23 protein-coding genes are annotated in these 24,742 nt (G+C 57.8%); 19 read left to right on the top strand and 4 right to left on the bottom strand.

What is annotated here, in order from left to right; genetic code table 11:
• Positions 1-162: 162 nt before the first annotated feature.
• The 3 genes from hslU to AS89_RS0108195 all read left to right on the top strand — a co-directional run bounded on the left by hslU (position 163) and on the right by AS89_RS0108195 (position 3,737).
• Positions 163-1,476: an ATP-dependent protease ATPase subunit HslU gene (hslU, locus tag AS89_RS0108205; protein ID WP_010132035.1), complete on the top strand. Its 1,314-nt coding sequence runs from the start codon at positions 163-165 to the stop codon at positions 1,474-1,476.
• A gap of 107 nt (positions 1,477-1,583) precedes the next feature.
• Positions 1,584-1,961, top strand: coding sequence for a gamma-butyrobetaine hydroxylase-like domain-containing protein (locus tag AS89_RS0108200; RefSeq protein ID WP_010132034.1), 378 nt, complete (start codon positions 1,584-1,586; stop codon positions 1,959-1,961).
• 129 nt (positions 1,962-2,090) lie between these two features.
• Positions 2,091-3,737 carry an alkaline phosphatase gene (locus AS89_RS0108195; protein WP_010132033.1) on the top strand — a complete coding sequence of 549 codons (1,647 nt, stop codon included), beginning with the start codon at positions 2,091-2,093 and terminating at the stop codon, positions 3,735-3,737.
• A 15-nt stretch (positions 3,738-3,752) separates the two neighbouring features.
• Here the strand turns inward: AS89_RS0108195 and AS89_RS0108190 are convergent, their stop codons facing one another.
• Complete coding sequence (locus AS89_RS0108190; protein ID WP_010132032.1) at positions 3,753-4,640, bottom strand: CHAD domain-containing protein; 888 nt, start codon at positions 4,638-4,640, stop codon at positions 3,753-3,755.
• Between the two features lie 76 nt (positions 4,641-4,716).
• Between AS89_RS0108190 and ubiE the strand changes: the two genes are divergently transcribed.
• The 9 genes from ubiE (at position 4,717) to AS89_RS0108145 (ending at position 11,488) form a co-directional block, all read left to right on the top strand.
• Positions 4,717-5,466: a bifunctional demethylmenaquinone methyltransferase/2-methoxy-6-polyprenyl-1,4-benzoquinol methylase UbiE gene (gene ubiE, locus AS89_RS0108185; protein ID WP_010132030.1), complete on the top strand. Its 750-nt coding sequence runs from the start codon at positions 4,717-4,719 to the stop codon at positions 5,464-5,466.
• A 171-nt stretch (positions 5,467-5,637) separates the two neighbouring features.
• A complete protein-coding gene (locus tag AS89_RS0108180) occupies positions 5,638-6,309 on the top strand; it encodes a ubiquinone biosynthesis accessory factor UbiJ (RefSeq protein ID WP_010132029.1) in 672 nt (223 codons plus the stop codon).
• 1 nt (position 6,310) lies between these two features.
• Positions 6,311-7,945, top strand: a complete 1,635-nt coding sequence (gene ubiB / locus AS89_RS0108175) for a ubiquinone biosynthesis regulatory protein kinase UbiB (RefSeq protein WP_050901668.1) — start codon at positions 6,311-6,313, stop codon at positions 7,943-7,945.
• Between the two features lie 120 nt (positions 7,946-8,065).
• Entirely contained in the window at positions 8,066-8,476 is a 411-nt protein-coding gene (hisI, locus tag AS89_RS0108170; RefSeq protein WP_010132027.1) for a phosphoribosyl-AMP cyclohydrolase, read from the top strand.
• On the top strand, positions 8,473-8,820 hold the full coding sequence (locus AS89_RS0108165) for a phosphoribosyl-ATP diphosphatase (protein ID WP_010132026.1): 348 nt from the start codon (positions 8,473-8,475) through the stop codon (positions 8,818-8,820). The genes hisI and AS89_RS0108165 overlap by 4 nt, the downstream gene beginning before the upstream one ends.
• Before the next feature lie 49 nt (positions 8,821-8,869).
• Positions 8,870-9,112, top strand: coding sequence for a twin-arginine translocase TatA/TatE family subunit (gene tatA, locus AS89_RS0108160; protein WP_010132025.1), 243 nt, complete (start codon positions 8,870-8,872; stop codon positions 9,110-9,112).
• A 51-nt stretch (positions 9,113-9,163) separates the two neighbouring features.
• Positions 9,164-9,874, top strand: coding sequence for a Sec-independent protein translocase protein TatB (gene tatB, locus AS89_RS0108155; protein WP_010132024.1), 711 nt, complete (start codon positions 9,164-9,166; stop codon positions 9,872-9,874).
• On the top strand, positions 9,871-10,611 hold the full coding sequence (gene tatC, locus AS89_RS0108150) for a twin-arginine translocase subunit TatC (protein WP_010132022.1): 741 nt from the start codon (positions 9,871-9,873) through the stop codon (positions 10,609-10,611). Before tatB ends, tatC begins: the two co-directional genes overlap by 4 nt.
• Positions 10,612-10,705: 94 nt before the next feature.
• Positions 10,706-11,488, top strand: a complete 783-nt coding sequence (locus AS89_RS0108145) for an esterase/lipase family protein (RefSeq protein ID WP_138976383.1) — start codon at positions 10,706-10,708, stop codon at positions 11,486-11,488.
• 42 nt (positions 11,489-11,530) lie between these two features.
• On the opposite strand, the gene AS89_RS0108140 is transcribed toward AS89_RS0108145, so the two are convergent.
• Entirely contained in the window at positions 11,531-11,764 is a 234-nt protein-coding gene (locus AS89_RS0108140; protein WP_033230172.1) for a hypothetical protein, read from the bottom strand.
• Here AS89_RS0108140 and AS89_RS0108135 point away from each other — a divergent pair.
• Complete coding sequence (locus tag AS89_RS0108135; RefSeq protein ID WP_100169308.1) at positions 11,763-12,971, top strand: aminopeptidase; 1,209 nt, start codon at positions 11,763-11,765, stop codon at positions 12,969-12,971. The two genes, AS89_RS0108140 and AS89_RS0108135, sit on opposite strands and share 2 nt — an antisense overlap.
• On the opposite strand, the gene dtd is transcribed toward AS89_RS0108135, so the two are convergent.
• Positions 12,902-13,348, bottom strand: coding sequence for a D-aminoacyl-tRNA deacylase (gene dtd, locus AS89_RS0108130; RefSeq protein ID WP_010132017.1), 447 nt, complete (start codon positions 13,346-13,348; stop codon positions 12,902-12,904). The two genes, AS89_RS0108135 and dtd, sit on opposite strands and share 70 nt — an antisense overlap.
• Before the next feature lie 96 nt (positions 13,349-13,444).
• Between dtd and AS89_RS0108125 the strand changes: the two genes are divergently transcribed.
• The gene (locus AS89_RS0108125) at positions 13,445-15,592 is read left to right on the top strand and encodes a prolyl oligopeptidase family serine peptidase (RefSeq protein WP_010132016.1); all 2,148 of its coding nucleotides are present in this window, start codon (positions 13,445-13,447) and stop codon (positions 15,590-15,592) included.
• Between the two features lie 63 nt (positions 15,593-15,655).
• Here the strand turns inward: AS89_RS0108125 and AS89_RS0108120 are convergent, their stop codons facing one another.
• A complete protein-coding gene (locus AS89_RS0108120; protein ID WP_081475702.1) occupies positions 15,656-18,115 on the bottom strand; it encodes an Ig-like domain-containing protein in 2,460 nt (819 codons plus the stop codon).
• A gap of 206 nt (positions 18,116-18,321) precedes the next feature.
• Between AS89_RS0108120 and AS89_RS0108115 the strand changes: the two genes are divergently transcribed.
• From AS89_RS0108115 to AS89_RS0108090, 5 genes are all read left to right on the top strand, one after another.
• On the top strand, positions 18,322-19,362 hold the full coding sequence (locus AS89_RS0108115; RefSeq protein ID WP_010132014.1) for an NAD-dependent epimerase/dehydratase family protein: 1,041 nt from the start codon (positions 18,322-18,324) through the stop codon (positions 19,360-19,362).
• 148 nt (positions 19,363-19,510) lie between these two features.
• The gene (locus tag AS89_RS0108105; protein WP_010132013.1) at positions 19,511-20,365 is read left to right on the top strand and encodes a mechanosensitive ion channel family protein; all 855 of its coding nucleotides are present in this window, start codon (positions 19,511-19,513) and stop codon (positions 20,363-20,365) included.
• 167 nt (positions 20,366-20,532) lie between these two features.
• The gene (locus AS89_RS0108100; protein WP_010132012.1) at positions 20,533-22,437 is read left to right on the top strand and encodes a DUF885 domain-containing protein; all 1,905 of its coding nucleotides are present in this window, start codon (positions 20,533-20,535) and stop codon (positions 22,435-22,437) included.
• A 153-nt stretch (positions 22,438-22,590) separates the two neighbouring features.
• The gene (locus AS89_RS0108095; RefSeq protein ID WP_010132011.1) at positions 22,591-23,742 is read left to right on the top strand and encodes a PQQ-dependent sugar dehydrogenase; all 1,152 of its coding nucleotides are present in this window, start codon (positions 22,591-22,593) and stop codon (positions 23,740-23,742) included.
• Positions 23,743-23,957: 215 nt separating this feature from the next.
• Positions 23,958-24,737 carry a P44/Msp2 family outer membrane protein gene (locus tag AS89_RS0108090; protein WP_010132010.1) on the top strand — a complete coding sequence of 260 codons (780 nt, stop codon included), beginning with the start codon at positions 23,958-23,960 and terminating at the stop codon, positions 24,735-24,737.
• The last annotated feature ends 5 nt before the right edge of the window (positions 24,738-24,742 follow it).

Raw genomic sequence — 24,742 nt, 5'->3', positions numbered from 1 at the left:
GGGGGAAAGGGTTCAGGACTGTCGGAAACAGGGATGTTTCCGACAGAGCGTACAGGGACGTATTCACAGCGGTCCTGAACCCTTTCCGCCGATGACCGACCGCCACTGCGCCTGAATCAAAGCAAGCGGCGCTGGAAAAACTGAAAAAATTCGAGAAAGACCATGTCCATGACCCCTAGAGAAATCGTTCACGAACTCGACCGTCATATTGTCGGCCAGAACGACGCCAAGCGTGCAGTAGCCATCGCCCTGCGCAACCGCTGGCGCCGCATGCAGGTCAGCGAAGAACTGCGCGCGGAAATCACCCCGAAAAACATCCTGATGATCGGCCCCACCGGCGTGGGTAAAACCGAAATTGCCCGCCGCCTCGCCAAACTTGCCGGCGCGCCGTTTATCAAAGTCGAAGCCACCAAATTTACCGAAGTGGGCTACGTCGGCCGCGATGTGGAATCCATCGTCCGTGATCTTGTCGAAATGGCCATCAAGCTCGAGCGCGAGCGTGCCACCGAAGGCGTAAAACAGCGGGCCATGGATGCCGCCGAAGATCGCGTACTCGACGCCTTGTTGCCACCGGCACGCAATACCGACCCGCTGGAAAAAGACTCCGGTACCCGCCAGGTATTCCGCAAAAAACTGCGCGAAGGCGAGCTCGACGACAAGGAAATCGAAATCGACGTTTCCGCCAGCCCCATGGGTGTCGAAATCATGGCGCCTCCCGGCATGGAAGAAATGACCAACCAGCTGCAGGGCATGTTCTCCAATATGTCCAAAGGCAAAACCCAGAAGCGCAAGCTCACCGTAAAACAGGCACTCAAGCAGCTGACCGATGACGAAGCGGCAAAACTGATTAATGACGAAGAAATCAAAACCAAAGCCATCCGCTCCGCCGAGCAGAACGGCATTGTGTTTCTCGATGAAATCGACAAGGTAGCCAAGCGCCAGGAAAGCGGGGGTGCCGATGTGTCCCGCGAAGGTGTGCAGCGTGACTTGCTGCCGCTGATCGAAGGTTGCACCGTCACCACCAAATACGGCATGATCAAAACAGACCACATTCTGTTTATTGCCTCCGGTGCTTTCCACCTGTCCAAGCCGTCGGATCTGATTCCCGAGTTGCAGGGCCGTCTGCCGATCCGCGTGGAATTGAGCTCGCTGACCTCCAAGGATTTCCAGCGCATCCTTACCGAACCTTCTGCGTCGCTCACCGAGCAGCAGAAAGCGCTGCTGGGTACCGAGGGCGTCAATCTGGAATTCTCCGAAGACGGTATTCAGCGTATCGCCGAAGTTGCCTTCGAGGTGAACGAAACCACCGAAAACATCGGTGCCCGTCGCCTGCATACGGTGCTCGAACGCCTGCTGGAAGAGATATCCTTTGCCGGAGGTGATGGCGACAACACCATCACCATCGATGCGGCTTATGTCGACAAGCAGCTGGGTGAGTTGAGTAAAGATGAAGACCTGTCGCGCTTTATTCTCTGATTTTCCTTGTCACTTGGTAGGGGCCGCATTACGCGGCCCTCACCGTATTGCACTGTTGTTTTTCACTTGGTCTTGCCGCCCGCTTCTAACTGACTCTTGGTTTTGCCATGTCCGCCCCGAAAAAAATTCGCCTGAATAAAGCCGAAAAAAACCTTTCTCTGCAGTACGCCGATAAAGAGTTTGTGCTGCCTGCGGAATACCTGCGAGTCTATTCGCCTAGTGCCGAAGTGCGCGGCCATGGCGCCGGTGACGGTACTTTGGTGGATGGGAAAATCCAGGTGGGTATCGATAAGGTCGCCGCCGCCGGGCGTTATGCCCTGCAGATTTTTTTTGATGATGGCCACGATAGCGGCATTTACACTTGGGCATACCTGCGCGAACTGTGCGATACCCAGGAGGAGAAGTGGCAAAGCTACCTCGAACAGTTGCAGGCCCAGGGCAAGGGCCGCGACCCTGACGAGAGCACGGTGAAACTGATCGGTTGAACGGTCGGGTAAACTGGTAGTAAATCTGACCGCAAAATCCTCTACACTATCGCCCCAGTTTTAGCGTCTCGCGACTATAACGCCCTTTTATAGGCAGTTGCGGCAGGTAAATTTTTACTGGGGCACAGCATGCAATTCCATCGACTCCCTCTCGCGTTCGTTACCGCCTTCGGCCTAGCCGTTGCCGCGTGCGGCGAGCCACACTCCGCATCCGATACCTCTACGGCTTCCACGCCCCCCGCCGCCGAGCCCGTAACTCATCGCCCGACAGAGACCGCGCAGCTTACCGAATCGCAACAAACCAGCAGCTGGTACCGGGATGGCCAGGCCGCACTGGCGCGCGCGCAGAGCGTGGTGATTAACAATGAGCGCGGTGCGGCCAAAAACATCATCCTGTTTGTGGGTGATGGTATGGGCATTTCCACCGTTACCGCCATGCGCATTCTCGCGGGCCAGATGGAGGGCCTGAATGGTGAGGAATACCAGCTGAGTTTTGAAACCATGCCGTTTGCCGGCCTCAGCAAAACCTACAACACCAACCAGCAAACACCGGACTCCGCCGGTACCGCCACCGCACTGATGGCCGGGGTAAAAACCAAGGCGGGTGTATTGAATGTGGATGAGACCGTGGCCCGTGGAGATTGCGCGGCGAGCCTGCAGCGCCCACTCACCACTGCGCTCGAGCTGGCGGAAAATCTCGACAAGAGCACCGGCGTGGTAAGTACCGCGCGCATCACCCACGCCACCCCGGCCGCTACCTACGCGAAAGTACCGGAGCGCGGCTGGGAGGCCACTGCTCCCGAAGGCTGCAAAGATATTGCCACGCAGATGGTGGAGCTGGCGGCCGGCGATGGTATCGACGTGATCATGGGCGGTGGCCGTCGCAGTTTCCTGCCGCAAGAGGTGGAGGACCTGGAGGGCAAGTCCGGCAAGCGCACGGATGGTGTCAACCTGATCGACGCCTGGAAGGCGCGCTACAACGACGGTACCACCGAAGCGGTGTATATCGAAGACCAGTCCGGGTTCGACCAACTCGAGGTAGCCGATACCGACAAGCTGCTCGGCCTGTTTGCCAGCTCGCACATGCGCTACGAAGAGGATCGCAAGAACGACAAAGCCGGCGAGCCGTCCCTGTCACAGATGACCGCCAAAGCCATCGAACTGCTGAGCAAAAATGACAAGGGCTATTTTGCCATGATCGAATCCGGCCGCATCGATCACGGCCACCACGCGGGCAGTGCCTACAGTGCGCTGACCGATGGTGTGGAAATGGCCCGTGCGGTGCAGGTTGCCATGGACAACACCAGTGCCGAGGACACCTTGATCATAGTGACCGCCGATCACAGCCATGTAATGACCATCGCCGGCTACCCCACCCGGGGCAACCCTATTCTGGGCAAGGTGGTCGGCAATGATGCAACCGGCCAGCCCAAGGAAAACCTATCGCTGGCAGCCGATGGCATGCCCTACACCACGATTACCTATGCGAACGGCCTCGGCTTCGCCGACCTCGGTGACAGCACCAATGCGGACGATCGCTACGATGATCCGGTCAATGCCGGTCGCCATAACCTCCACGACATCGATACCGAATCAGCCGGCTTCCACCAGGAGTCGCTGGTGCCTCTGGGCAGCGAAACTCATGGTGGTGAGGACGTGGGTGTGTGGGCGCGCGGCCCCGGTGCCCACCTGCTTACCGGCACCAAAGAACAGAATGTTATTTTTCATGTGATGGTGCATGCCGGTGGCTTGCTCGGCGAATCCGCACAGGATTAATTCAAGGGATATTTACTAAGTAAACGACCAGTGCCCTCGCGGGAACAGCTGCCGGCACCGCTGCACGATCTCGTCGCGCAGCTGTTCTAATCTCGTGGCGGCGTGTTCCTGCAGTGTTTGCTGTTCACCGGCCAGTTCGGGCGTCTCATCCCCGTGGCGCGCAAGGTGGTGGCAAAGCAGGCGCAGGTCGCGCCAGTCGCCGAGGGCGCTGGCCAACCGTTGCAGACCGTGAGTGCGGCTGCCAATAGTTTCCGGGTAGTGCTCTTCCAGCAGGCGGCTCTGGTACCACTGGTCTTTGACGCGCTTGCGCAGCGTGTGGAAGCGCGCATCGGTGCCCAGGGCAAAGGCGTGTCCCATGGCCTTGAATGCCCGCCGGTAGCTTTTGCAGTAGCCCACTTCAATATCTTCCCAGCTGGCATCCTGAAAGTGCCATCCATCAATTTTTAGCAGTGCCTGCTGCAGCGATTTTTCGGCCAGCGCCAGCAGCCTTTCGGTGTGCCCGTTCTCCAGTCGACTCTTTAAATGTGCCGCAGTATGCGGGAAGTCCTGGGCGCTCAATTGCTCGTGCAGGGCGAGGTGAAGCGATGCGTTTTCGCGGCAGGCACTGAGTGCAGCATTGATACTGCGATAACGGGCATTCTCGGTGTGGTATAGGGTGTCCGTGGTGGTATTGGCGTAACGGATCAGGCGCAACAGGGCGCGCAGTTTTTTGCCGTGCTTGCGCACGCTGTGGATGGCATGCCCGTTATCCACCGACTGGCAGCAGGCGATGGCTGCATGCACCTGAGCGCGCGCCGTGGCGCGAATCACCGGAGCGAGTGGGTGCTTGCTGTGCAATTGATAAGACATAAGCAGGACAGAAGCAGAACGGAAAGCGGGCAGCGGTGCCTCGATATTGCTCAAGTTTAGTCTGTGGCGGTGCCGATCAGGTCCGCCCCATGTACAATGTGGCCCTGAAATTTGGCGCAGCAGGCACAAGATGACCGAACGCAAGACGACCCATTTCGGTTACCAGCAGGTACCGGTGGAGGAAAAGGCGGGACGAGTGGCGGATGTATTCCACTCGGTAGCGGCCCGCTATGACGTGATGAACGACCTGATGTCGGGTGGTATCCACCGCCTGTGGAAGCGCTTCACAATTGAGCTTTCTGCGGCGCGCCCGGGCCAGACGATCCTGGATATTGCCGGCGGTACCGGCGATCTGACCGCGCGCTTTTCGCGCATTGTCGGCCCCACCGGCAAGGTGGTGCTGGCGGATATCAATGCCTCCATGCTGAAGGTTGGGCGCGACCGCCTGCTGGACCGCGGCATTGCCGGCAATGTGGAAACGGTACAGGCGGACGCCCAGTACCTGCCCTTCCCCGACAATACCTTTGACTGCATCACCATCGCATTCGGCCTGCGCAATGTGACGGATAAGGACCTGGCGTTGCGCTCCATGCTGCGCGTGCTGAAGCCCGGCGGCCGCCTGCTGGTGCTGGAATTCTCCAAGCCGGAATCCAAACTGCTGGAAAAGGTCTACGATCAGTACTCATTCCGCCTGCTGCCGTTTATGGGCAAGCTGGTGGCAGACGATGCCGATAGCTACCGTTACCTGGCGGAGAGCATCCGTATGCACCCGGATCAGGAAACCCTCAAGGGCATGATGGGCGATGCTGGCTTTGTGGATTGTGAATTCCACAATATGACCGGCGGTATCGTGGCTTTGCACAAGGGCATTAAGCCCTAGTTCTATCTATGTCTGTGGCGGTCCGAACGACGGGAATCCCTCGCGAGACACGCCGTGAACCCATCCCTGGGGGCTCTTCTAAAACATCCCTGTTTTAGAAGGTCTCGCGAGGGGTTCCCGCCGCCCGGACCTTCGCATCAGCGTATTTCGCACGGATGAATTCTGATAACAATGACCGATCCCACCTTCCGCGCCGGCTTTGATGCCACACTGGAAACCGCCATCAACACCGCCCTGCGTTACGACCCGGGAAACCGCGTACGCCTCGGCACACTCGCGGGCAAGGTGCTGGGGGTGAACCTCACTGCGCCGGCCATGTCCCTGTTTCTGTTTATCGATGATGAGGGTGAAGGCGGTTATATCGAGGTGCACAGCCGCTGGGATGGCGAGGTGACCACCGAGCTGTCCGGCTCCGCCCTGGCATTTATCCAGTTACTGAGAAATCGCGATGCCACCCCGGCCAAACTGGGGGTGCAGGTGCGCGGTTCCAGTGCACTGCTCGCCGAGCTGCAGTCGATCCTGCGTGAGCTGGATATCGACTGGGAAGAGCCCGTCTCCAAGTTAATTGGCGATTCGCCGGCCCATCAGCTGGGCACCGGCGTCCGCATGGCGGCAAGCTGGCTGAAGGACGCGCTTGCCACCGCGCCGCGGGCGACCGCGGAAGCCGTGAGTGAAGAGTGGCGCATGACACCACCCGAGGCGCAGTTTGAAGCCTTTGCCGAGGATGTGGCCGAATTTTCCCAGGGTGTGGACCGCCTGGAAGCGCGGCTGGCGATTCTGCAGCGCAAATTTGCGGCACAGGTAAAAGCGGCCAGCGACAAGCCCGGTCAGGAGAAGCGTTGACGTGCCAGTAGCGAGAAGTCTTACCATCGCGCGGGTGTTCCTGCGCTACCGCCTCAACGAGCTGGTACCGGCCGAGTACCAGCCGCTGTGGCTGCGCGCGCTATGGGCGCCCTACAAGCTGCTGCCTGCGGGCAAGGCAAAGAATTTGACCCGCGGTGAGCGCCTGCGCTGTGCGCTGGAGGATCTCGGGCCTATTTATGTGAAGTTTGGCCAGTTGCTGTCCACGCGCCCGGATTTGCTGCCGCCGGACATGGTGCTGGAGCTGAACCAGCTGCAGGACAATGTACCGCCGTTCCCCATCGACCAGTGTATCGAGCGCATCGAGGCGTCGCTGGGAGCACCGGTGGATGAACTGTTTGCCGAATTCGATCGCGAGCCGCTGGCCTCTGCGTCGGTGGCCCAGGTGCACGGTGCGCGGCTGAAAGGTGAAAACGGCGAGCCGGGTCAGTCGGTGGTGGTGAAGGTACTGCGCCCGGGCATCGACCAGGTGATCCAACAGGACCTGCAGTTGCTGCGCTACATTGCCCGCTGGATTGAACGCTATCTCCCGGACGGCCCGCGCATGCGCCCGGTGGAGGTGGTGGAAGACTACCGCCATACCATTGAGGGCGAGCTGGATCTGGTGCGCGAGGCCGCCAACGGCTCCGAGCTCAAGCGCAACTTCGCCAATTCCCCCCTGCTGTACGTGCCGGAAGTCTATTGGGACTACACCCGGGAAAATGTGCTGGTGCTGGAGCGCATTGACGGCATCCCGGTAACCGACCTGGAACAGCTGCGCGCGCAGAATACCAATATGGAACTGCTGGCCGAGCGCGGTGTGGAGATCTTCTTCAAGCAGGTGTTCGAGCACAACTTCTTCCACGCCGATATGCACCCGGGCAACATCTTTGTGTCCCGTGAACATCCGGATCGCCCCAAGTACATCGCCATCGATACCGCCATCGTCGGCAGCCTGACTCGCGAAGATCAGTACTACATGGCGCGGAATATCCTCGCTATGTTCCGCCGCGACTATCGTATGGTGGCCGAACTACATGTGCAGAGTGGCTGGGTACGACGGGATACGCCGATCAACGCCTTTGAATCCGCAATTCGCGCGGTGTGCGAGCCGATCTTTGAAAAGCCCCTGGGGGAAATCTCCTTCGCGCGCGTGTTAATCAGTTTGTTCCAGACTGCTCAGCGTTTTGAGATGGAAGTTCAGCCCCAGCTGGTACTTTTGCAGAAAACCTTGCTCAATATAGAAGGATTGGGGCGACAGCTTTATCCTCAGCTGGATCTGTGGAAGACTGCCCATCCGTTTCTCGAGCGATGGATGCGTGAGCGCATTCATCCCAAGACAATCGTCGGCGAAATTAAGCGATATGGTCCGGAATGGCTGGAAAAATTCCCGCAATTGCCGCAAATGGCTTTTGCCGCCCTGGAGCAGGGGCGCGAGCTGGGCCCGCAGCTGCAGCAGCTGAGTGACCAGCTGGCGGGCAGCCGCCAGCGGGGGCGCATCCGCTACGCGCGGATGATTGTCGGTGGCCTTTTGGCAGCGGGGGCTGCTCTGGTGGCGTCACCGGGGCTTTTGGCGCAGGTACCGGCGGCCAGTTGGATTATGGGCGCGGCAGCACTTGCGTTGCTGCTGTGGCCCTAGGGGATTGGGCGCGGAGCTTTTCAGAGCGCCCTGTCGAGGCCCTCGAAAGGCCGGTCACACTCCGGCCGGAAGGCGAGGGCCATGAGCCTACAATATCGAATGCAGTAAGGAATCCGTACGGTGAGTGAAACCGACTTCACAGAAGCAGTCAGCTGGAACAGCGACGGTCTGGTGCCTGCCATTGCGCAGGACTTTAAAACCGGCCGCGTGTTGATGATGGCGTGGATGAATGTCGAATCCTTGCGCCTGACCGCCGAGGAAGGGCGTGCGGTGTATTGGTCCCGCTCCCGCGGCAAATTGTGGCGCAAGGGCGAGTCCTCCGGCCATGTCCAGTTGGTGCGCGAGATGCGCCTCGATTGCGACGGCGACACTATTGTTCTGCTGGTGGAGCAGCTCGGCGGTATTGCCTGCCACACTGGCCGCACCAGCTGTTTTTACCAGGTACTGGAAAACGGCCAATGGCAAATCCGCCAGCCGGTCATCACCGACCCGAAAGAGATCTATGCAGGGGAGAAGAAGGCCGCGACATGAGTAACATGCTGACACAACTGGACCGGGTGCTGCGTTTGCGCATGCAGGAAGCGGATGCCGACTCTTCCTATGTCGCCAGCCTGCACGCCAAAGGCCTGAACAAGATTTTGGAGAAGGTGGGCGAAGAGTCCACCGAGCTGGTGCTTGCCGCCAAGGACGCCGAGGGCAAGGGCGCCGACAGCGATGAGTACCAGGCGATGATCTCGGAAACCGCAGACCTGTGGTTTCACTCCCTGGTGATGCTCAACCACTTGGGCGCGGACTCCCGCGCAGTACTGGATGAGTTGGGGCGTCGATTCGGCCTTTCCGGCCTCGAAGAAAAAGCGTCACGCAGCCAAGACTGACGGCGTGCATTGAACATACGAATTCAAGATTGAATCAGGAGCATTTCTTATGGGTATTAGCTGGCAACAATTACTGATCTTGCTGGTCATCGTCCTGCTGATTTTTGGCACCAAGCGTCTGCGCAACCTCGGCGGCGACCTCGGTGGTGCCATCAAGGGCTTCAAAAAAGCCATGAAGGAAGAAGACAAAAAGGACGCGGAAGACAAGGAGCCGGAATTGCTGGAAAAAGACGAAGCCAGCAAACCGCAACAGAAAACCTCGAGCGAAGAAAAGCAGTCCCAGGATAAGTAACGCCGGTTTTCGGTTTTGCTTTGTATCCGTCGTTAACTGAGCGAGTAGCGCGTGTTTGATATCGGATTTTTTGAACTGCTGTTGATCGCCGCTGTGGGCTTGGTGGTGATCGGCCCTGAACGCCTGCCCGATGCGGTACGCACCACGGTGCGCTGGTGGACCCAGATCAAGCAAACCCTGGGTAGCGCCAAGGATGAACTCGAGCGCGAAGTGGGTGCCGATGATATTCGGCGTGAACTGCACAACGAGCGCGTGCTGAAAGAGTTGCGCGAGAGCCAGCAGGCAATGGAGCGCACCTTTAGCGAAGCGGAGCGCAAGTTTGAGAAAGATCTGAAAGCGGTAGAAGCCCAAGCGCAGGCACTGAAAGACGATGCCGCCGCGCATGCGGAGCCGGCAGCGGGGGAAGCCAAGGCGGCTCTCGCCGAACCCTCGGCACCGGATCCGGAGGCAGATAAATTGCGTGAGGCGGAGGACTACCTGCCGGAAGAGGATAAACGCGCGCTCGCCGAGGGCAACCTCGATGACGACCATTTACCGGAAGAAGAGGAAGAGCTGGAAGACCCGGATTACCCTGAGCATTTGCACGATCATGGCGAGCCGGAGCTCAACCCGCACCATCCGGATCATTTCAAGCACGAGGAAGACGCGGCCTGGGCAGAAGTCGATCGCCTGGATCCGGCCGAGCCTGCACCGTCTGCCGAACAGACGCCAGCACAGCCGCACACTGACAGTCCCACCGAGTCGGAAGACAAACGTCAATGAGTGAGAAAGACCAGCCGTTTATCGAGCACCTGATAGAGATGCGCGACCGCCTGCTGAAGACGCTGCTGGTGGTGGTCGCGATTTTTGCCTGCATGGTGCCCTTCGCTAACGATATTTATAACTTCGTTGCCGACCCGTTGCAGGCGCGTCTTACCGAAGGTGCGGGCATGATTGCCACCGAGGTCACCTCGCCCTTTCTGACGCCGTTTAAAACCACCTTCGTGCTGGCCTTCTTTGTGGCGATCCCGTTTGTGCTGTACCAATTCTGGGCGTTTATCGCGCCCGGCCTGTACAAGCATGAAAAGCGCCTGATCGCACCGTTGATGATTTCCAGTATCTTCCTGTTCTACGCGGGTATGGCGTTTGCCTACTTCGTGGTATTCCCGCTGATTTTTGAATTCTTTATCAGTTCCGCGCACGCTGACATCAAGGTGTTGCCGGATATCCGCAGTTACCTCGACCTGGCGCTGAAGCTGTTCTTCGCCTTTGGCTTCGCGTTTGAAATCCCGATCGCCACCCTGTTGCTGATCTGGAGTGGTGCGGTGACCGCGAAGGATCTGGCGCGCAAGCGCCCCTATGTAATCGTCGCCTGCTTTGCCATGGGCATGCTGCTGACCCCCCCGGATGTGATCTCGCAGACGCTGCTTGCGGTGCCCATGTGGATTCTGTTTGAAGTCGGGATTTTCTTTGGTCGCTGGGTAAAACGCGGCAAACCTGAGGAAATAGAGGCCCAGTAACTGGCTGCGACCATCCGCCCTGATTGATTTGTCGTATGTTCTTATGCGGAGGCACAGTTGCCTCGCACGCGACGACACAAATGGTGACGGTGACATGACGAAATGGGCAGCGCGGCCTGCAGGTGTATTTCTTGGCTCGATTGGCTTACTGGTCCTGTGGCTGCTCGGGTCGATTTCCGCGACAGCCCAACAGCCACCCTCCCCGACCCCATGTGCCATTCTCCTGCACGGAATTACCAAAGACGCCTCATCAATGACGGACATTGAGGCGGCACTGCGCGATGCCGGCTTTTACACCGCAAATCTCAACTACCCGTCCAAACAACATCCCATAGAAATCCTGGCCGAGATGACCGTACCCCGTGGGCTGGCGGCTTGCCAAAAGGTGGGCGCAACGCCGGTCTATTTTGTCACCCACTCCATGGGCAGCCTGCTCCTGCGCCAGTATTTTGATCAGCGCGATGCCAGTATTATTGAGCGTGCAGTCATGCTTGGCCCGCCCAATCAGGGCAGTCGCCTGGGGAATTTCCTCTCGTGCATTCCCATCATCAAGGATGTGAACGGACCGGCCGGCAACCAGATGGGTATCGACGCGCGCAGCCTGCCCAACCGCCTTGGTCCGGTGCGGTTTCCACTGGGGGTTATCGCCGGCACCCGCTCGTTCAATCCTTTATTCTCGGCAATCATCGAAGGTAACGACGATGGCATCGTGGGTGTGCCGAGCACTTACGTGCAGGGCACCTGCGCTCGCGTCACCTATCCATTAACCCATAACGGTTTGACTGGCAGCCAGCAGGTCATAAAACAGGTGGTGAGTTACCTCACAGAGGGGCGGTTCGTTGGTGAGAAGGTGGAGTATTTTGACTGTCGCCAATGACCGCCTGCATAGTGCGTCAGTTTGGCGAGCAAAGTCGCGCCGCTAGCGCTCGAGAACGGCTATGCTGCTGAACAATAGAATGGATGCAAACAGCACGAGCAGTTGCTCCCGGTGTTCCGGATCCGTTAACAGCTGAACAAAGGCGAGGGGCGGCAGCAGTAGCGCGACCACACCCATGCCACTGGAACGGGCAAAACTCAGCCGGATCAAATAAATCCATAATACGACACCGAGCACCAGCGAAAATACCAGCGACACGGCAGCGACGGGCGGCATGGACGACTCCCACATAAAAACCTTTTCTCTCACCATAAACCTAGTTGGTTTGTCCCGCGGGGCGCGTATTTGGCGTCGCTTCACGCGGCTGTCGTCGTTGCTGGTGGCACTCTCGATAGCGATGCTACTGGCCGGTTGTGAAACGGTGCATTTCTATTCCCAGGCTGCCACCGGCCAGCTCAAAATCCTCGCCGGGCGCGAACCCATTGATCGCCTGCTGCGCGATGAAGCAACCGACCCCAAACTGCGTCGCCAACTGGAATGGGTGCAATCGATACGCGCTTACGCCGCCGGCGAGCTGCATTTACCGGTGGGCTCCGCTTACAGCGAATTTACCCAGTTGGAGCAGGAGTATGCGCTGTGGAATCTAGTGGCAGCGCCGGAATTCTCTTTGTCGCCCAAGCGCTGGTGTTATCCCATCGCCGGCTGCGCCAGTTACCGCGGCTATTTCAACAAGCGCGATGCGCAGGTGCAGGAAGGACGTTTGCAGGCGCAGGGTTACGATGTGTATCTGGGACCGGTACCCGCCTACAGTACCCTGGGCTGGTTTGACGACCCGGTGTTGTCGAGCTTTGTGGACTGGAAGCCGGACCGCCTCGCCAGTCTGCTGTTTCACGAGCTGGCGCACCGGCGGCTGTATATTGGCGGTGATACCCAGTTTAATGAGAGTTTTGCCACCGCGGTTTCACGCATCGCACTGCCGGACTGGCGGCGCCGTAATGGCCTCCCCGCGCCGAAAGTTGCCAACGTGGAGCAGGCGCGACGGGTAAATGGTCTGATGGTGAGCGCGCGCCGGCAGTTGCAGTCGCTGTACGCGTCGGATTTGAGTGTGCCGGAAAAGCGCCAGCGCAAGGCGCAAACCCTGCAGCGCCTGCGCTATTGCTACCGCAAGGAATCGGAGGGCTGGACCCAGGATGAAAAATTCGCGCGGATGATTGAGAAAACCAATAACGCGACCCTGGCCCTGGTCAGTGAGTACCAGTCCCAGGTGCCGGCATTTGTGCAGCTATATCGGGACAGCGGTAGTGACTGGCAAGCGTTTTATCGGGCGGTGGAGCAATTGGGTGCGCTGCCCAAGTCGGAGCGCAAGGCGCGCCTGGACGCGTTGAGCAAGCGTATCCTGGGCTCGAATGCGACTCAGACCTCGAGCAAGAAAGTCACCGGGCCATCATTACACAGCGATACCTGCATGTCCGCGGCGAACTGACCGCCTGCTACCGGCAGTGCATCGGCCATCCTTGCCCGCGCCTGCCGCAGGAAGTATTCATACAGTTCATTGGCCTGCTGTGGGCTGGCACCGCGGCTGAAACTCGGGCGCAGTCCCTTTGCGGTATCCGCGACCAGGGTGAACTGACTCACCACCAGTAGCCCACCGCCGGCCTGCTGCACATTGAGGTTCATTTTGCCCTGCTCGTCACCGAAGATGCGATAGTGCAGTACCTTGTGCAGGAGCTTGTCCGCGGTTTCCTCGGAATCAGTGGCTTCCACACCCAGGAGCAGCAGAATGCCATGATCGATGGCGCCGACAGATTCACTACCGACTTCCACTTTCGCGTGTTTTACCCGTTGAATCAGGCCCTTCATCGACAACCTCTTCTAAAATGCTGCTGACCGCTGGATGCGCGGCGGCGAATTTTCTAGATTAGCCCACTGACCCTCAAGAAAAAACCGGAAATCCCGATGAACAAAACTGCCCTGACCCTGATCGCGGGGGCTGCGATTCCTGTGATTGCCGCGGTGGCTGCCATCACCGTGAACAGCGCGAGCAGCGATAAGCCCGCCCAGCAATACCCGGAAACCGCCACGGTTGACCAGCAGGATACCTATTTCGGTACCCAGGTGAGTGATCCCTATCGCTGGCTCGAAGATCAGGAATCCAAGCCAGTAAAAGACTGGGTGCAGGCCCAGAATGAATTCGCCCTGCCCACGCTGAAAGCCCTGCCCGGCTGGCAGAAGATCAATGAACGTTTGACCGAGTTGTGGCAGTACGAACGCTACGGTGTGCCCTACAAAAAGGCCGGACAGGTGTTTTATCAGTACAACGACGGCACCTGGGACCAGAGTGTTTTCTACAGTACCACCGATATCAACCAGGAAGGCGGCGTGGTGTTGGACCCGCGCACACTGAGTAAAGATGGCACCATCGCGGCCAAGCGCTATGCGGTCAGCCCCAATGGCCGCTACCTGGCCTATGGCACTTCCGATGGTGGCACCGACTGGACCGATTACCATGTGCGCGATTTGAAAACCCGCCGCATGCTGCCAGACCACCTCACCGGGATTAAATTCAGTGGTGCCAGCTGGGCCAAAGATGAATCCGGTTTTTATTACAGCCGTTACCCGTTCAATCAAGACGGCAGCGCCGACGACAGCAAACAGGTGGCGATCTATTTCCACAAAATCGGTGAACCGCAAAGCAAGGATCAGCTGGTCTACCAGATTACCGACCACCCCACGCGCAATCCCGGTGCACAGGTAACGGATGATGGGAACTATCTGGTGCTGCCGATTTTCGATGGCTACGATAGCAACGGTATTTATTATCAGGACCTGACCAAGCCCAGTGCCGACGTGGTTAAGTTGCTGGACGACTGGGACGCCCTATACACCTTCCTCGGTAATAGCGGCAAAACGTTCTATTTCGAAACTAATTCCGACGCCCCCAATGGTCGCGTGATCGCGATTGACCTGGATAAGCCGGAAAAATCCCAGTGGAAAATTCTGGTGCCGGAACAGAAGAACGCCCTGCAAGACACCAACTTGGTCGGTGGTCGCCTGGTGCTGCACTATCTGGAAGATGCGAAATCCAAGGTGGTGGTAACCGATCTGAATGGCGAGCAACAGTACGAACTCCAGTTGCCCGGCATGGGCACCGTGAGCGGTTTTTACGGCGACCCGGATGATAGCGAAACCTATTTCGAGTTCAGCAATTTCCTGACGCCGCCGAGCATCTACAAACTGGATGTGACCACCGGCAAGAGCGAAAAAGTAAAAGCACCCAAATATCCGGCGGACTTTTCCGATCACGTGGTCGAGCAGCATTTCTTCACCAGCAAGGACGGCACCCGCGTACCGATGTTCCTGGTACATAAAAAGGGCATGCAAAAGGATGGGCAAAATCCCACCCTGCTGTATGGCTACGGCGGCTTCAATGCCGCGCAGCTGCCACGTTTTTACACCCGTTTCGCCGGCTGGTTGGATATGGGCGGCACGCTGGCGATGGTGAGCCTGCGCGGCGGTAGTGAATACGGCAGTGCCTGGCACAAGGCCGGTACCAAGCTGCAGAAACAAAACGTGTTCGATGATTTTATCGGCGCGGCCGAATGGCTGATCGACGAAAAAGTCACCTCACCGGAGAAGCTCGGCATTATGGGCCGCTCCAATGGCGGCCTGCTGGTGGGGGCAACCCAAGTACAGCGCCCGGAGCTGTTCAAAGTGGCGCTGCCGATTGTCGGCGTGCTGGACATGCTGCGCTACCATACCGCCTCGGCTAACGCGCGCCAGTGGTCCAGTGACTACGGACTGTCGGAAAACGCGGACGAGTTCGCCGCGCTCTATGCATACTCCCCCGTGCATAACACCAAAAAGGGCACCTGCTACCCCGCCACCCTGATCACCACCGCCGATCGCGACGATCGCGTGGTGCCCTGGCATAGCTATAAGTTCGCTGCGGCACTGCAGCGGGACCAGGGTTGCGATAACCCCATCTATCTCGCGGTAGAGACCCGCGCAGGCCATGGTGCCGGTAAGCCGGTGTGGATGCAGGTGGAAGACTTTACTAACCAGTATGCGTTTTTAGCAGATCAGTTGGGGATGAAGCCTGAGTAGATTTTTCATTTCGCAGAACCAAAAAAGCGGCTATGCCGCTTTTTGGTTCTGCTTTAATGGCAATTATTGCCCAAGCGTAAACCGGTCAATGTAAGAGTACTGGAATATATATGGATTGAAGGAGGTACCGGTTATCGACGTTCGATCCGTTTCATTGAAGACGCGAATATAATAATTGCCATTTTCGACGTTCAGCAATTCAAACTCGCGGAACCTGTTCAGGTCGCAGGTGCTTGAGACCCCGGTGCAATCCGTCCGAAAGGTTTTTGTGTTGCGATCATAGTAATAGCGCATTTCAACGTACGTTCCCTGATTAAACCAGCTGAACACATTGCCATTTGATGCGTACTCGGTAGCGAATCGTTCTTTGTCCGTGCCGGTGCCATCCAGCAGGAAGTCGAAAGCAAATCCCAGGTCATGATAGTCCGATGTTGGGTCTACGATGCTGAATATGGAGTCGCCATAGTTAAGTTGCGCCGGTAGCGGCAGCTGTGCCGGTTGCTTGACGGGAACGAGTAGATCACCACCGAAGCTCGCGATGGAATTGTCGTCACGGCGCAGGATCGCCAGTGTTCTGATGGCAGCACCATCCATTCCGAGTGGTATGTACTCCATGCTGTCACCGCGACCCGTTGTCATGGAGAGTCGGCCATTCTCCAGTATTTCGAGTTCTGCGGTGTCGGTAACACTGTTTTTGAAATCAAATCTCTGGGTGAAGTTGCCAGATCCATTCGCGGTGTTAATCGCTGCTTGCCAGCGGCTAGTTTTGAGGAAGGTGTTTTCATCTAGATCGCGATAGCTACTTGTTGCGAAGGTACCGGTCACGAGTGGTGAGAAATCTCCCGAGTAGTGCGTGTTGATTTGGTAAAAGCGGTTTGGCACGGTGAATGTTTGTGCCGATTCAACACACTTATGCGTTTCCACCATGGAGAAAGCGGAGAATGCTGGTGTGTCGAGATATTTCGTGAGTTCCCGTTTAGTCGCAATCGAGTAGGCGACAGGATTTGCAACAGCCGGGCAATTTACCGAGGCCTCATCACTGGTATAGGCGGGTGATAGGCTTGCCACATCAAGGGTGATCGTCCTGTCATCAATGCTGTAGGTGATCTGGTTGTCGTCATTTTTTAATGAACCAAACTCTGCGAGATAAGCGTTGTTGCCTGACTCTTCCGCTATTTGTACAGCGAAACCATATGGGCGGCGTATCGACGAGGGCCCCTCGATAAACAGAAGTTCTTGCGCCGGTGCAATGGCCAGCGGTGAGGCTTGTCTGGTGTCATCAACGATCGAAGAGAAATAACTGTTGTATTTGTCGCGGTTGGACGCCTTGAGTGTTTCGGCTATTTGGACCGCCGTGGGGAAGTCCATTAACAGCGCGTAACTGTCAGCGTGGGTAAATTCAGGCCAGGCGTCTCCCTCGAGCAGTGACACCATAGTGATGGCACTTTCCAGAAGAAGATCCTGCGCTAACACCTGTGAGAATTCGACAAGTTGTGCCTGGGTCGTGATGGCTTCTCCCGCCGCTCGCTCCATCATTGCGGCTGCGCTGGTACTTGCGGCACTCAGGTACAGTGTGGGGAGTTCTGATTCAGACACTGCCCCATCCATCACGGCATCGACAATTTGTGTGCCCCAACCCGCATAGGACTTGAGGACCAGCGGCTGGTCGGACGAATCTTGCTGAATGGTCGCGGTAATCGAAATGACATCCGATTCTGCCGGCGTTGGTACATCCACTGAAAATGTGGCCTGATCGGTTGCAGCTGGATAGCTCTCACTGCCAATATGCACCACGACTTCCTGTTCAGCGTCGGCGGCACCCTGAACGCTGCCGCTAATGGTCAGGCCCGGGATAATGCTCACGGACACCGTGGCCTTGGCTTCATCGGTACCGTCGCTGACCGTGTATTCAAAGCTGTCTGAGCCGGTGAAATTGGATGGAAGGGTGTAGCGGATTTGCTGGTTTTCGATTTGTGGCGTAACGCCTTGCTCGGAAACACCGACAGCGGTAATTTGCAGCGCGTCCTCATCGTCATCGGTATCGTTCGCCAGAACATCAATAGTGAGGTCGCTAGCTAGGTTCAGCACCGACACGCTATCATCCACGACGTTTGGGATGCTGTTGGCGGCAGTGATAGTTACGGTTACCGTCGCAGTTGCCGTGTCGGCACCATCACTGACGGTGTAGGTAAATGTATCTTCCCCGGTAAATCCTGTTGGCAGTGTATAGACAATGGATCCGTCCACGATACTCGGGGTAACGCCCTGAGTGGAGTCTGAGACCTCACTGATGCTCAGCTGGTCGCCGTCCGCATCCGAGTCGTTTGCCAATACATCCACGGTCAACTCTGTGGAACTATCCTCAACGCTGGCCGTATCGTCCTGAGCAATCGGTGCGTTGTTGCTGGGAGTTACTGGTGCCGGGGAGTCACTCCCGGAACTGCTGGATCCGCCGCCGCAGCCGCTGAGGGACAATGCCAGGAGGGAGTAGAATGCGATGGGTCTTATTATTCTTTGATGCATGGAATACCGTTTCCTTTGGGTCGGTGCAGTAGCAAAATAGAACCGCTTTTTTGGTCCACCCTAGATATTAGGCGCGCAATTCCCCGGATAAAATCCGACCTTTGATGGATGCCGTAGTGCTGGGGGCGGGAATTAGAGGGGATTGAGGGGTGCTGGGGGACGAGGCGTGAACATGTGGATTGGATTCGTATTGGGAATAGATATTGATGAGCGACGTTGAGCATCGGCGCAGAAGGGCGTTCGTCACCGGCGGCACCGGCTTTCTCGGCGCTAACCTGATCGAACAGCTGGTGGCGGATGACTGGCAGGTGACCGCTATGCACCGGCCAAGCTCGGACCCGGCGCGCTTGCATGCGCTGGGTGCCTCGCCGGTTGCCGCATCGCTGGACGATATCGAATCGCTGCGGGCAGCACTCCCGCAAGAACTTGATGCCGTGTTTCACCTGGCTGGCAACACCAGTATGTGGCGCGGTGGCGATGCGCAGCAGTGGCAAGATAATGTGGAGGGCTCGGCGAACCTGGCCCGTGCGACGCGCGAGCATTTTGCGGCGCAGCCGGAGCCCCGGCGCGGCCGCATGATTGTCACCAGTTCAATTTCGGCCTATGGCTACCACAACGCAGTGATCAGCGAAGCCAGCCCCAAGCTCGCCAGCAACCCGCGTTTCCATTACCACTACTCGAAAATGCATGCGGAACAAGCGGTGTTACGGGAAGCGGCCAACGGGCTGGACGTTGTGTTCCTCAACCCCTGCGCTATCGTCGGCAAGTACGATGTCTCGAGCTGGGCGCAGACATTTTTTATGCTGGCAGAAAACAGGCTGCCCGGAGTACCGCCCGGTGCCGGGTCATTCTGCCATGCCGGTGCCGTGGCGCGCGCCCACATCAATGCGTTCCATCGCGGGCGCAGCGGCGAAAACTATATTCTCGCCGGTACCGATGCCAGTTTTCTGGAGTTCTTTGGCCTCATTGCGAAGCTGGTCGGGGTGCCTGCGCCCAAGCGCACTACGCCCGCGCCGGTAATCCACGCAATGGCGCACATCTCTGATATGGCGTCGCGCCTGAGCGGGCGGGAGCCTGCGGTAACCCCACAAAAGGCGAAGATGCTGACCGGGCGCGCCCTGGCGGATTGCAGCCGGGCGGAACAGGCGTTGGGTTATCAGAGCCGCGTGAGCCTCGAACAGATGCTGACCGAGTCCCGTGACTGGCTGGTGGCCGAGGGGCTACTGCAGCTGCCACAGGCGAAATAAAAGCAGGGAAAGTACCGATGAACCGTCAAAATATTATCTTTATCCTGGTGGCGATACTGTTGATTTTACAGCTGGTGCAGCACTTCTTTTTCTCGGCCCCCCAGTAGGCCAGAGATAGCTGCAACCACAGGAATTGGGAGAACAATGTATGCAGAGCTTGCAAGCTCAATTGGAAGAACTTGGACCGGTACTACTGACGGTGGGGCTGAACATTCTGTGGGCCCTGCTGGCCGTGGCGGCCACCTGGATTGCCGCCAAGTTGGTGTCGCGTGCGGTCAACCGCCTGAGCGAGCGCGGTATCGACGAAACGCTGGTGCCGGTGCTCGAGACCCTTGCGGTCTGGGCCACCTATGTTGTTGGTGGCCTGGTAATACTGGATATCTTTGGCGCAAACACCACTTCGCTGGTGGCTCTGCTGGGTGCCACCGGCCTGGCGGTGGGCCTCGCACTGAAAGACACACTGCAGAGTATCGCCGCGGGCTTTGTGTTGCTGGGGCTGCGTCCGTTCCGTGTGGGAGAAACAATCCAGTTCGGCAGCACCATAGGCACCGTGCGCAAGATTGGCCTCTTTACCACGGAGATGGACACACCGGATGGCCTGCGTATCTCGGCACCCAACGACAAGGTATGGGGTGAGACGCTGACGAACTTCACGCGCAACGCCAGCCGTCGGATCGAAATCATTGCCAGTATTGCCTACGGCGACGACATTGAAACCGGCATGCGCGTGCTGCACGAGCTGGTATCACAGGAACCGCGTATTCTTGCGGAACCCGAGCCTGCCTATGCGGTGCGTGCACTGGCGGACAGCTCGGTAAACCTGCATCTGCGCGCCTGGGTAAAAACCGATGAGTACTGGGATGTGTACTGGGCGTTGATGAAAAAGCTCAAGCCCGCACTGGAGCAGGAGGGCCTGACGATTCCCTTCCCCCAGCGCCAGCTGCATATCGTTTCCGGGGATGCGAAGAAGATCGTGGCGGAGCAGGATGCCGCGCAGCGCTGACCAGCATTCGGTGCTCGCCATTCGTCCCGCATGACGGCGGTTTCATCGCAGAGGCGTCGACGTTTCGGCGGTGTGCTGCCATCTTCCCCGGCCAAATTTTATCCTTATTCAAAGAGTCCGACCGTTGCTCCCTGTGAGTCACACGGTCCCAACAGAGAGGCAAAACTATGCGCAAAGCGCTCCTGAGTCTGGTTATCGCCGCAGCCGTTGCCGGCTGCCAGCAGGGTGAAGACCCGAAGAAACAAGCTGAGCAGGCCGATGCCGCCCAAGCCGGTGAGCAGGCCAGCCAGTTGCCAGTGACCGCAGAAGACGGCCAGCAAGACGAGACTACACGCCTGACTGAATGGTTTGATGCCAAGTATGAAGAAGAGCTGAAGTTCAGCCCGATACAGCTCAGCTACCTGGGCCGCAAGGAACTCTACAGCGAAATCGACGATATGACCAAAGCCGCGGCCGAAAGCCAGCTGGCGTGGAAAAAAGCCACCGTCGACGAGATGCAGCAGCAGTTCGACTACGACAAGCTGAGCACCGAGGGCAAGGAATCCTATGACCTGTGGATCCAGCAGTACGAACTGGAAAAGGCCAACCTGCCGTTCTGGGACTACAGCTACTTCGCCAGTGAGCTGGGCGGCCCGGAGGCGCAGTTCCCCACCTTCCTGATCAATCAGCACAAGGTGGATACCGAGCAGGACATGCGTGATTACATCACCCGTATCGGTGGCATCAGCACGGCGTTAAGCCAGCTGCTGGACCGCGCCAAGGTGTCTGCAAACAAGGAAATCCGCCCGCCGCAGTTTACCTATGACCTGGCCATCGAGCGCGCGCAAAAGGTGACTACCGGTAAGCCGTTCAGCGATGGCGACGACGCGCCGCTCATGGCAGACGCGAAGAAGAAGATTGCGGCGCTGCAAGAAGCCGGCACCATTGACGAGGCCACCGCCAAAGACCTGCTGGCCCAGGTGGAGACCGCACTCACCAGCCAAATGAAGCCTTCCTATGATGCGTACATCGCGTGGCTGCAGGAAGACAAGGTTAATGCGGATGAGGTGCCCAAGGGCGTTTCGCACCTGCCTGACGGTGATAGCTACTACAACAACCGCCTGGCCAACCACACCACCCAGCCAATGACGGCGGAAGAAGTGCACCAGATTGGTCTGGATGAAGTGGCGCGTATCCGCAAAGAAATGGAAGCGATCAAGGACAAGGTTGGCTTCGACGGCAGCCTGCAGGAGTTCTTCGCCTTTATCCGTACCGACGACCAGTTCTATTACCCGAACACCGATGAGGGCCGCAAAGAGTACCTCGACAAGGTTGAAGGTTTCCTCGCTGGCATCGATGCCAAACTGCCTGAGTACTTTGGTATTCTGCCGAAGGCCAAGCTCGTGGTTAAGCGTGTAGAGGCTTTCCGCGAAGTACCTGGTGGTGCACAGCACTATGTACCGGGCACCCCGGACGGCAGCCGCCCCGGCACCTACTACGTGCATATGTCGGATATGAGCGCACTGTCTACCGCAGACATGGAAACCGTGACTTATCATGAGGCTAACCCCGGCCACCATATGCAGATCTCCATTGCGCAAGAACTGGAGAATATCCCCAAGTTCCGCACCAATGCGTTTTCCACTGCCTATATCGAAGGTTGGGCGCTGTACTCGGAAAAGCTGTCCAAGGAAATGGGCCAGTTCCAGGATCCCTACAATGACTTCGGTCGTCTGACCGCAGAAATGTGGCGTGCCATCCGCCTGGTGGTGGATACCGGGATGCATGCCAAGGACTGGAGCCAGGATCAGGCGGTGGAGTACTTCCTGGAAAACTCTGCGATTCCCGAGACTGCGGTGCGCTCCGAGGTTCGTCGCTACCTGACCTATCCGGGCCAGGCTACCGCGTACAAGATCGGCATGCTCAAAATCGAAGAGCTGCGCAGTAAAGCGGAGGAAACCCTGGGTGACAAATTCGACATCCGCGGCTTCCACGACACCATTCTCGGTGGTGGTGCCCTGCCGTTGCCGCTGTTGGAACAGCGCGTCGAAAACTGGATTGCCGAGCAACAGCAATCCACCACTGCAGGCTAATCCTCACGCGGGTTTATCGAAACAGCCGGGCCCTGCCCGGCTTTTTTGCGCTAGCAGTGGGCTAGTGCCAACAACGTTGCGTATAAATTTGCGTATATAGATACGCAATAAAAATCTACCCAGCCACCTGAACAGGATTATGGAGAACTCAAAATGCTAAACCCGGTCAGTTTTTTGCGCACCGGTCTCGTTGCTGCTGCGATGTGCCTGGCACTGCCGGCACATGCGGAAAAGGTCGTCGAGCAAGAAATTGCCAGCGATCAGCAGGCATTCCGCATCGTACAACTCGCCGAAAACTTGCATCACCCCTGGGCGGTTGCGCAGCTGCCCGATGGCCGTTTTCTGGTGACCGAGCGCCGCGGGCGTCTGGCACTGGTCGACAATGGCGAGACCACATACTTAAGCGGCGTGCCCGAGGTATCTGCCAAGGGCCAGGGCGGTTTGCTCGATGTGGTGTTGCATCCAAAATTTGGTGACGGCAGCAATGACTGGATCTACCTGACTTATTCAAAACCTTCAGAGAATGGTGCGGAGTCCGCCTCTGCGGTGGTGCGTGCCAAACTGGGTGACCAGGGCCTCGTCGATGTGCAGCCGGTATTTGAACAGGATCGTTACTCCACCCCGGGGCGGCATTACGGCTCGCGATTGGCGTGGCTGCCGGACGGTAGCTTGCTGATGAGCATCGGTGACCGCGGCGTGGTACGCGAGCGTGCACAGGATCTTGGCGACCATGCCGGCAGCGTGCTGCGCATGAGTGAGACCGGTGCCCCGGTTGATGGCAACCCGTATCTGGGCGACAAGCGCGGTCTTGATGAAATTTACAGCTACGGCAACCGCAATATTCAGGGCATGACGGTTGCGGCGGATGGCCGTATCTGGGCCTCCGAGCACGGTGCGCGCACCGGTGACGAACTCAACATAATTGAGCCTGGTATTAATTACGGTTGGCCGATCGTCAGCAAGAGCTTTGAATACAGCGGTGAGGCCGCGATTGGCGAGCCGTCGGCCTCCGGCGTTCGCGATGCGGTGTACCTTTTTGACGGGCGCTTTGCCCCGTCGGGCCTGGCGATGGTTACCAGCACGCGTTTCCCCAACTGGCAGGGCAACCTCATCGCCGGCGGCCTCGGTAGCGAAAAGCTGGTGCGCTTGGTAATCGATGGCGACAAAGTGGCTGAAACTGAAACCTTGCTCGAAGGGCAGGTAGGAAGGATTCGTGATGTACGGCAAGGTAGCGATGGCTATGTGTACCTGGTGAACGATACAAACGATGCTGGGCTCTATCGCTTGGAGCCGATTACGGATTGATATTGCCTGAACACAGAACATATCCACGTACAGTGAGCCCCGCCCTACGGCGGGGCTTTTTTTATTTCAGTGATTCCCAATGATTGAAATGACAGCGAGTGCCGCAGGATAAAAAAACCTGCGCGTAAATATTCCAGTGTGCCAATCCCGGGGCGTCTGACGGGGCGTAGCCTTCGTATAGATAACGGAATGGATTTACACGGAAGAGGTACAACATGTTTGAGAAGAAAGCACTTTGCGCTGCGCTACTGGCGGCCACCACATCCATCGCTGCGTATGCCGACGATGGTTTCTACGTTAGCGGTTCGATTGCCTACAACAACATGGACGATACCGGCACCAATGGCCGGCTCACATCCGATTTTGTTACCGGCCCCGGCACAACGATTCCTGCCGGTGCGGTGATTCCACGGGGCACCCGCGTACAGTGGCAAACCGATGTGGATAGTGGTTGGGGTGCCAATCTCGCGCTGGGTTGGCGAATGAATGCGTTTCGTATCGAAGCGGAGTACGCCTATACCGAAAATGACGTCGACAGGCACGATAATGTGCGCGTCGGTGGCATCAATATCGATAACGAAGATGCGGCGGTGCTGGTCACCGGGGCCAGTGCGAACCTCGGCATCTCCGTGGGCGACCTGGTTGCCAACGGACGCGGTGACTTCCAGACAGACTACCTGTTTGTGAATGGCTATTACGACTTCGACATGGGCGGACAATGGTCGCCCTATGTGGGGGTGGGCGTGGGCTATGGCTGGGTCGATGTGGATTACCAGCCCTCCGGCGTGCGCATTATTAATGACGACGACGGCGTGTTTGCCTATCAGGTCATGGGTGGTTTGAATTACTGGTGCAGTGACGAGTTGTCGTTCTTCGGCGGCCTGCGTTGGCGCGACACCAACGACATTGACGTGCGCTCCAGCCTGCTTCCGGCCACCTTCACGGTCCAGAGTGAAAACTGGCAGTTTGAGCTGGGCGCCCGCTGGCACCTCTAAATTCA

The organism is Microbulbifer agarilyticus S89, from assembly GCF_000220505.1.
Classification (GTDB): domain Bacteria; phylum Pseudomonadota; class Gammaproteobacteria; order Pseudomonadales; family Cellvibrionaceae; genus Microbulbifer; species Microbulbifer agarilyticus_B.
This window is presented reverse-complemented; position numbering and strand designations above follow the sequence as displayed.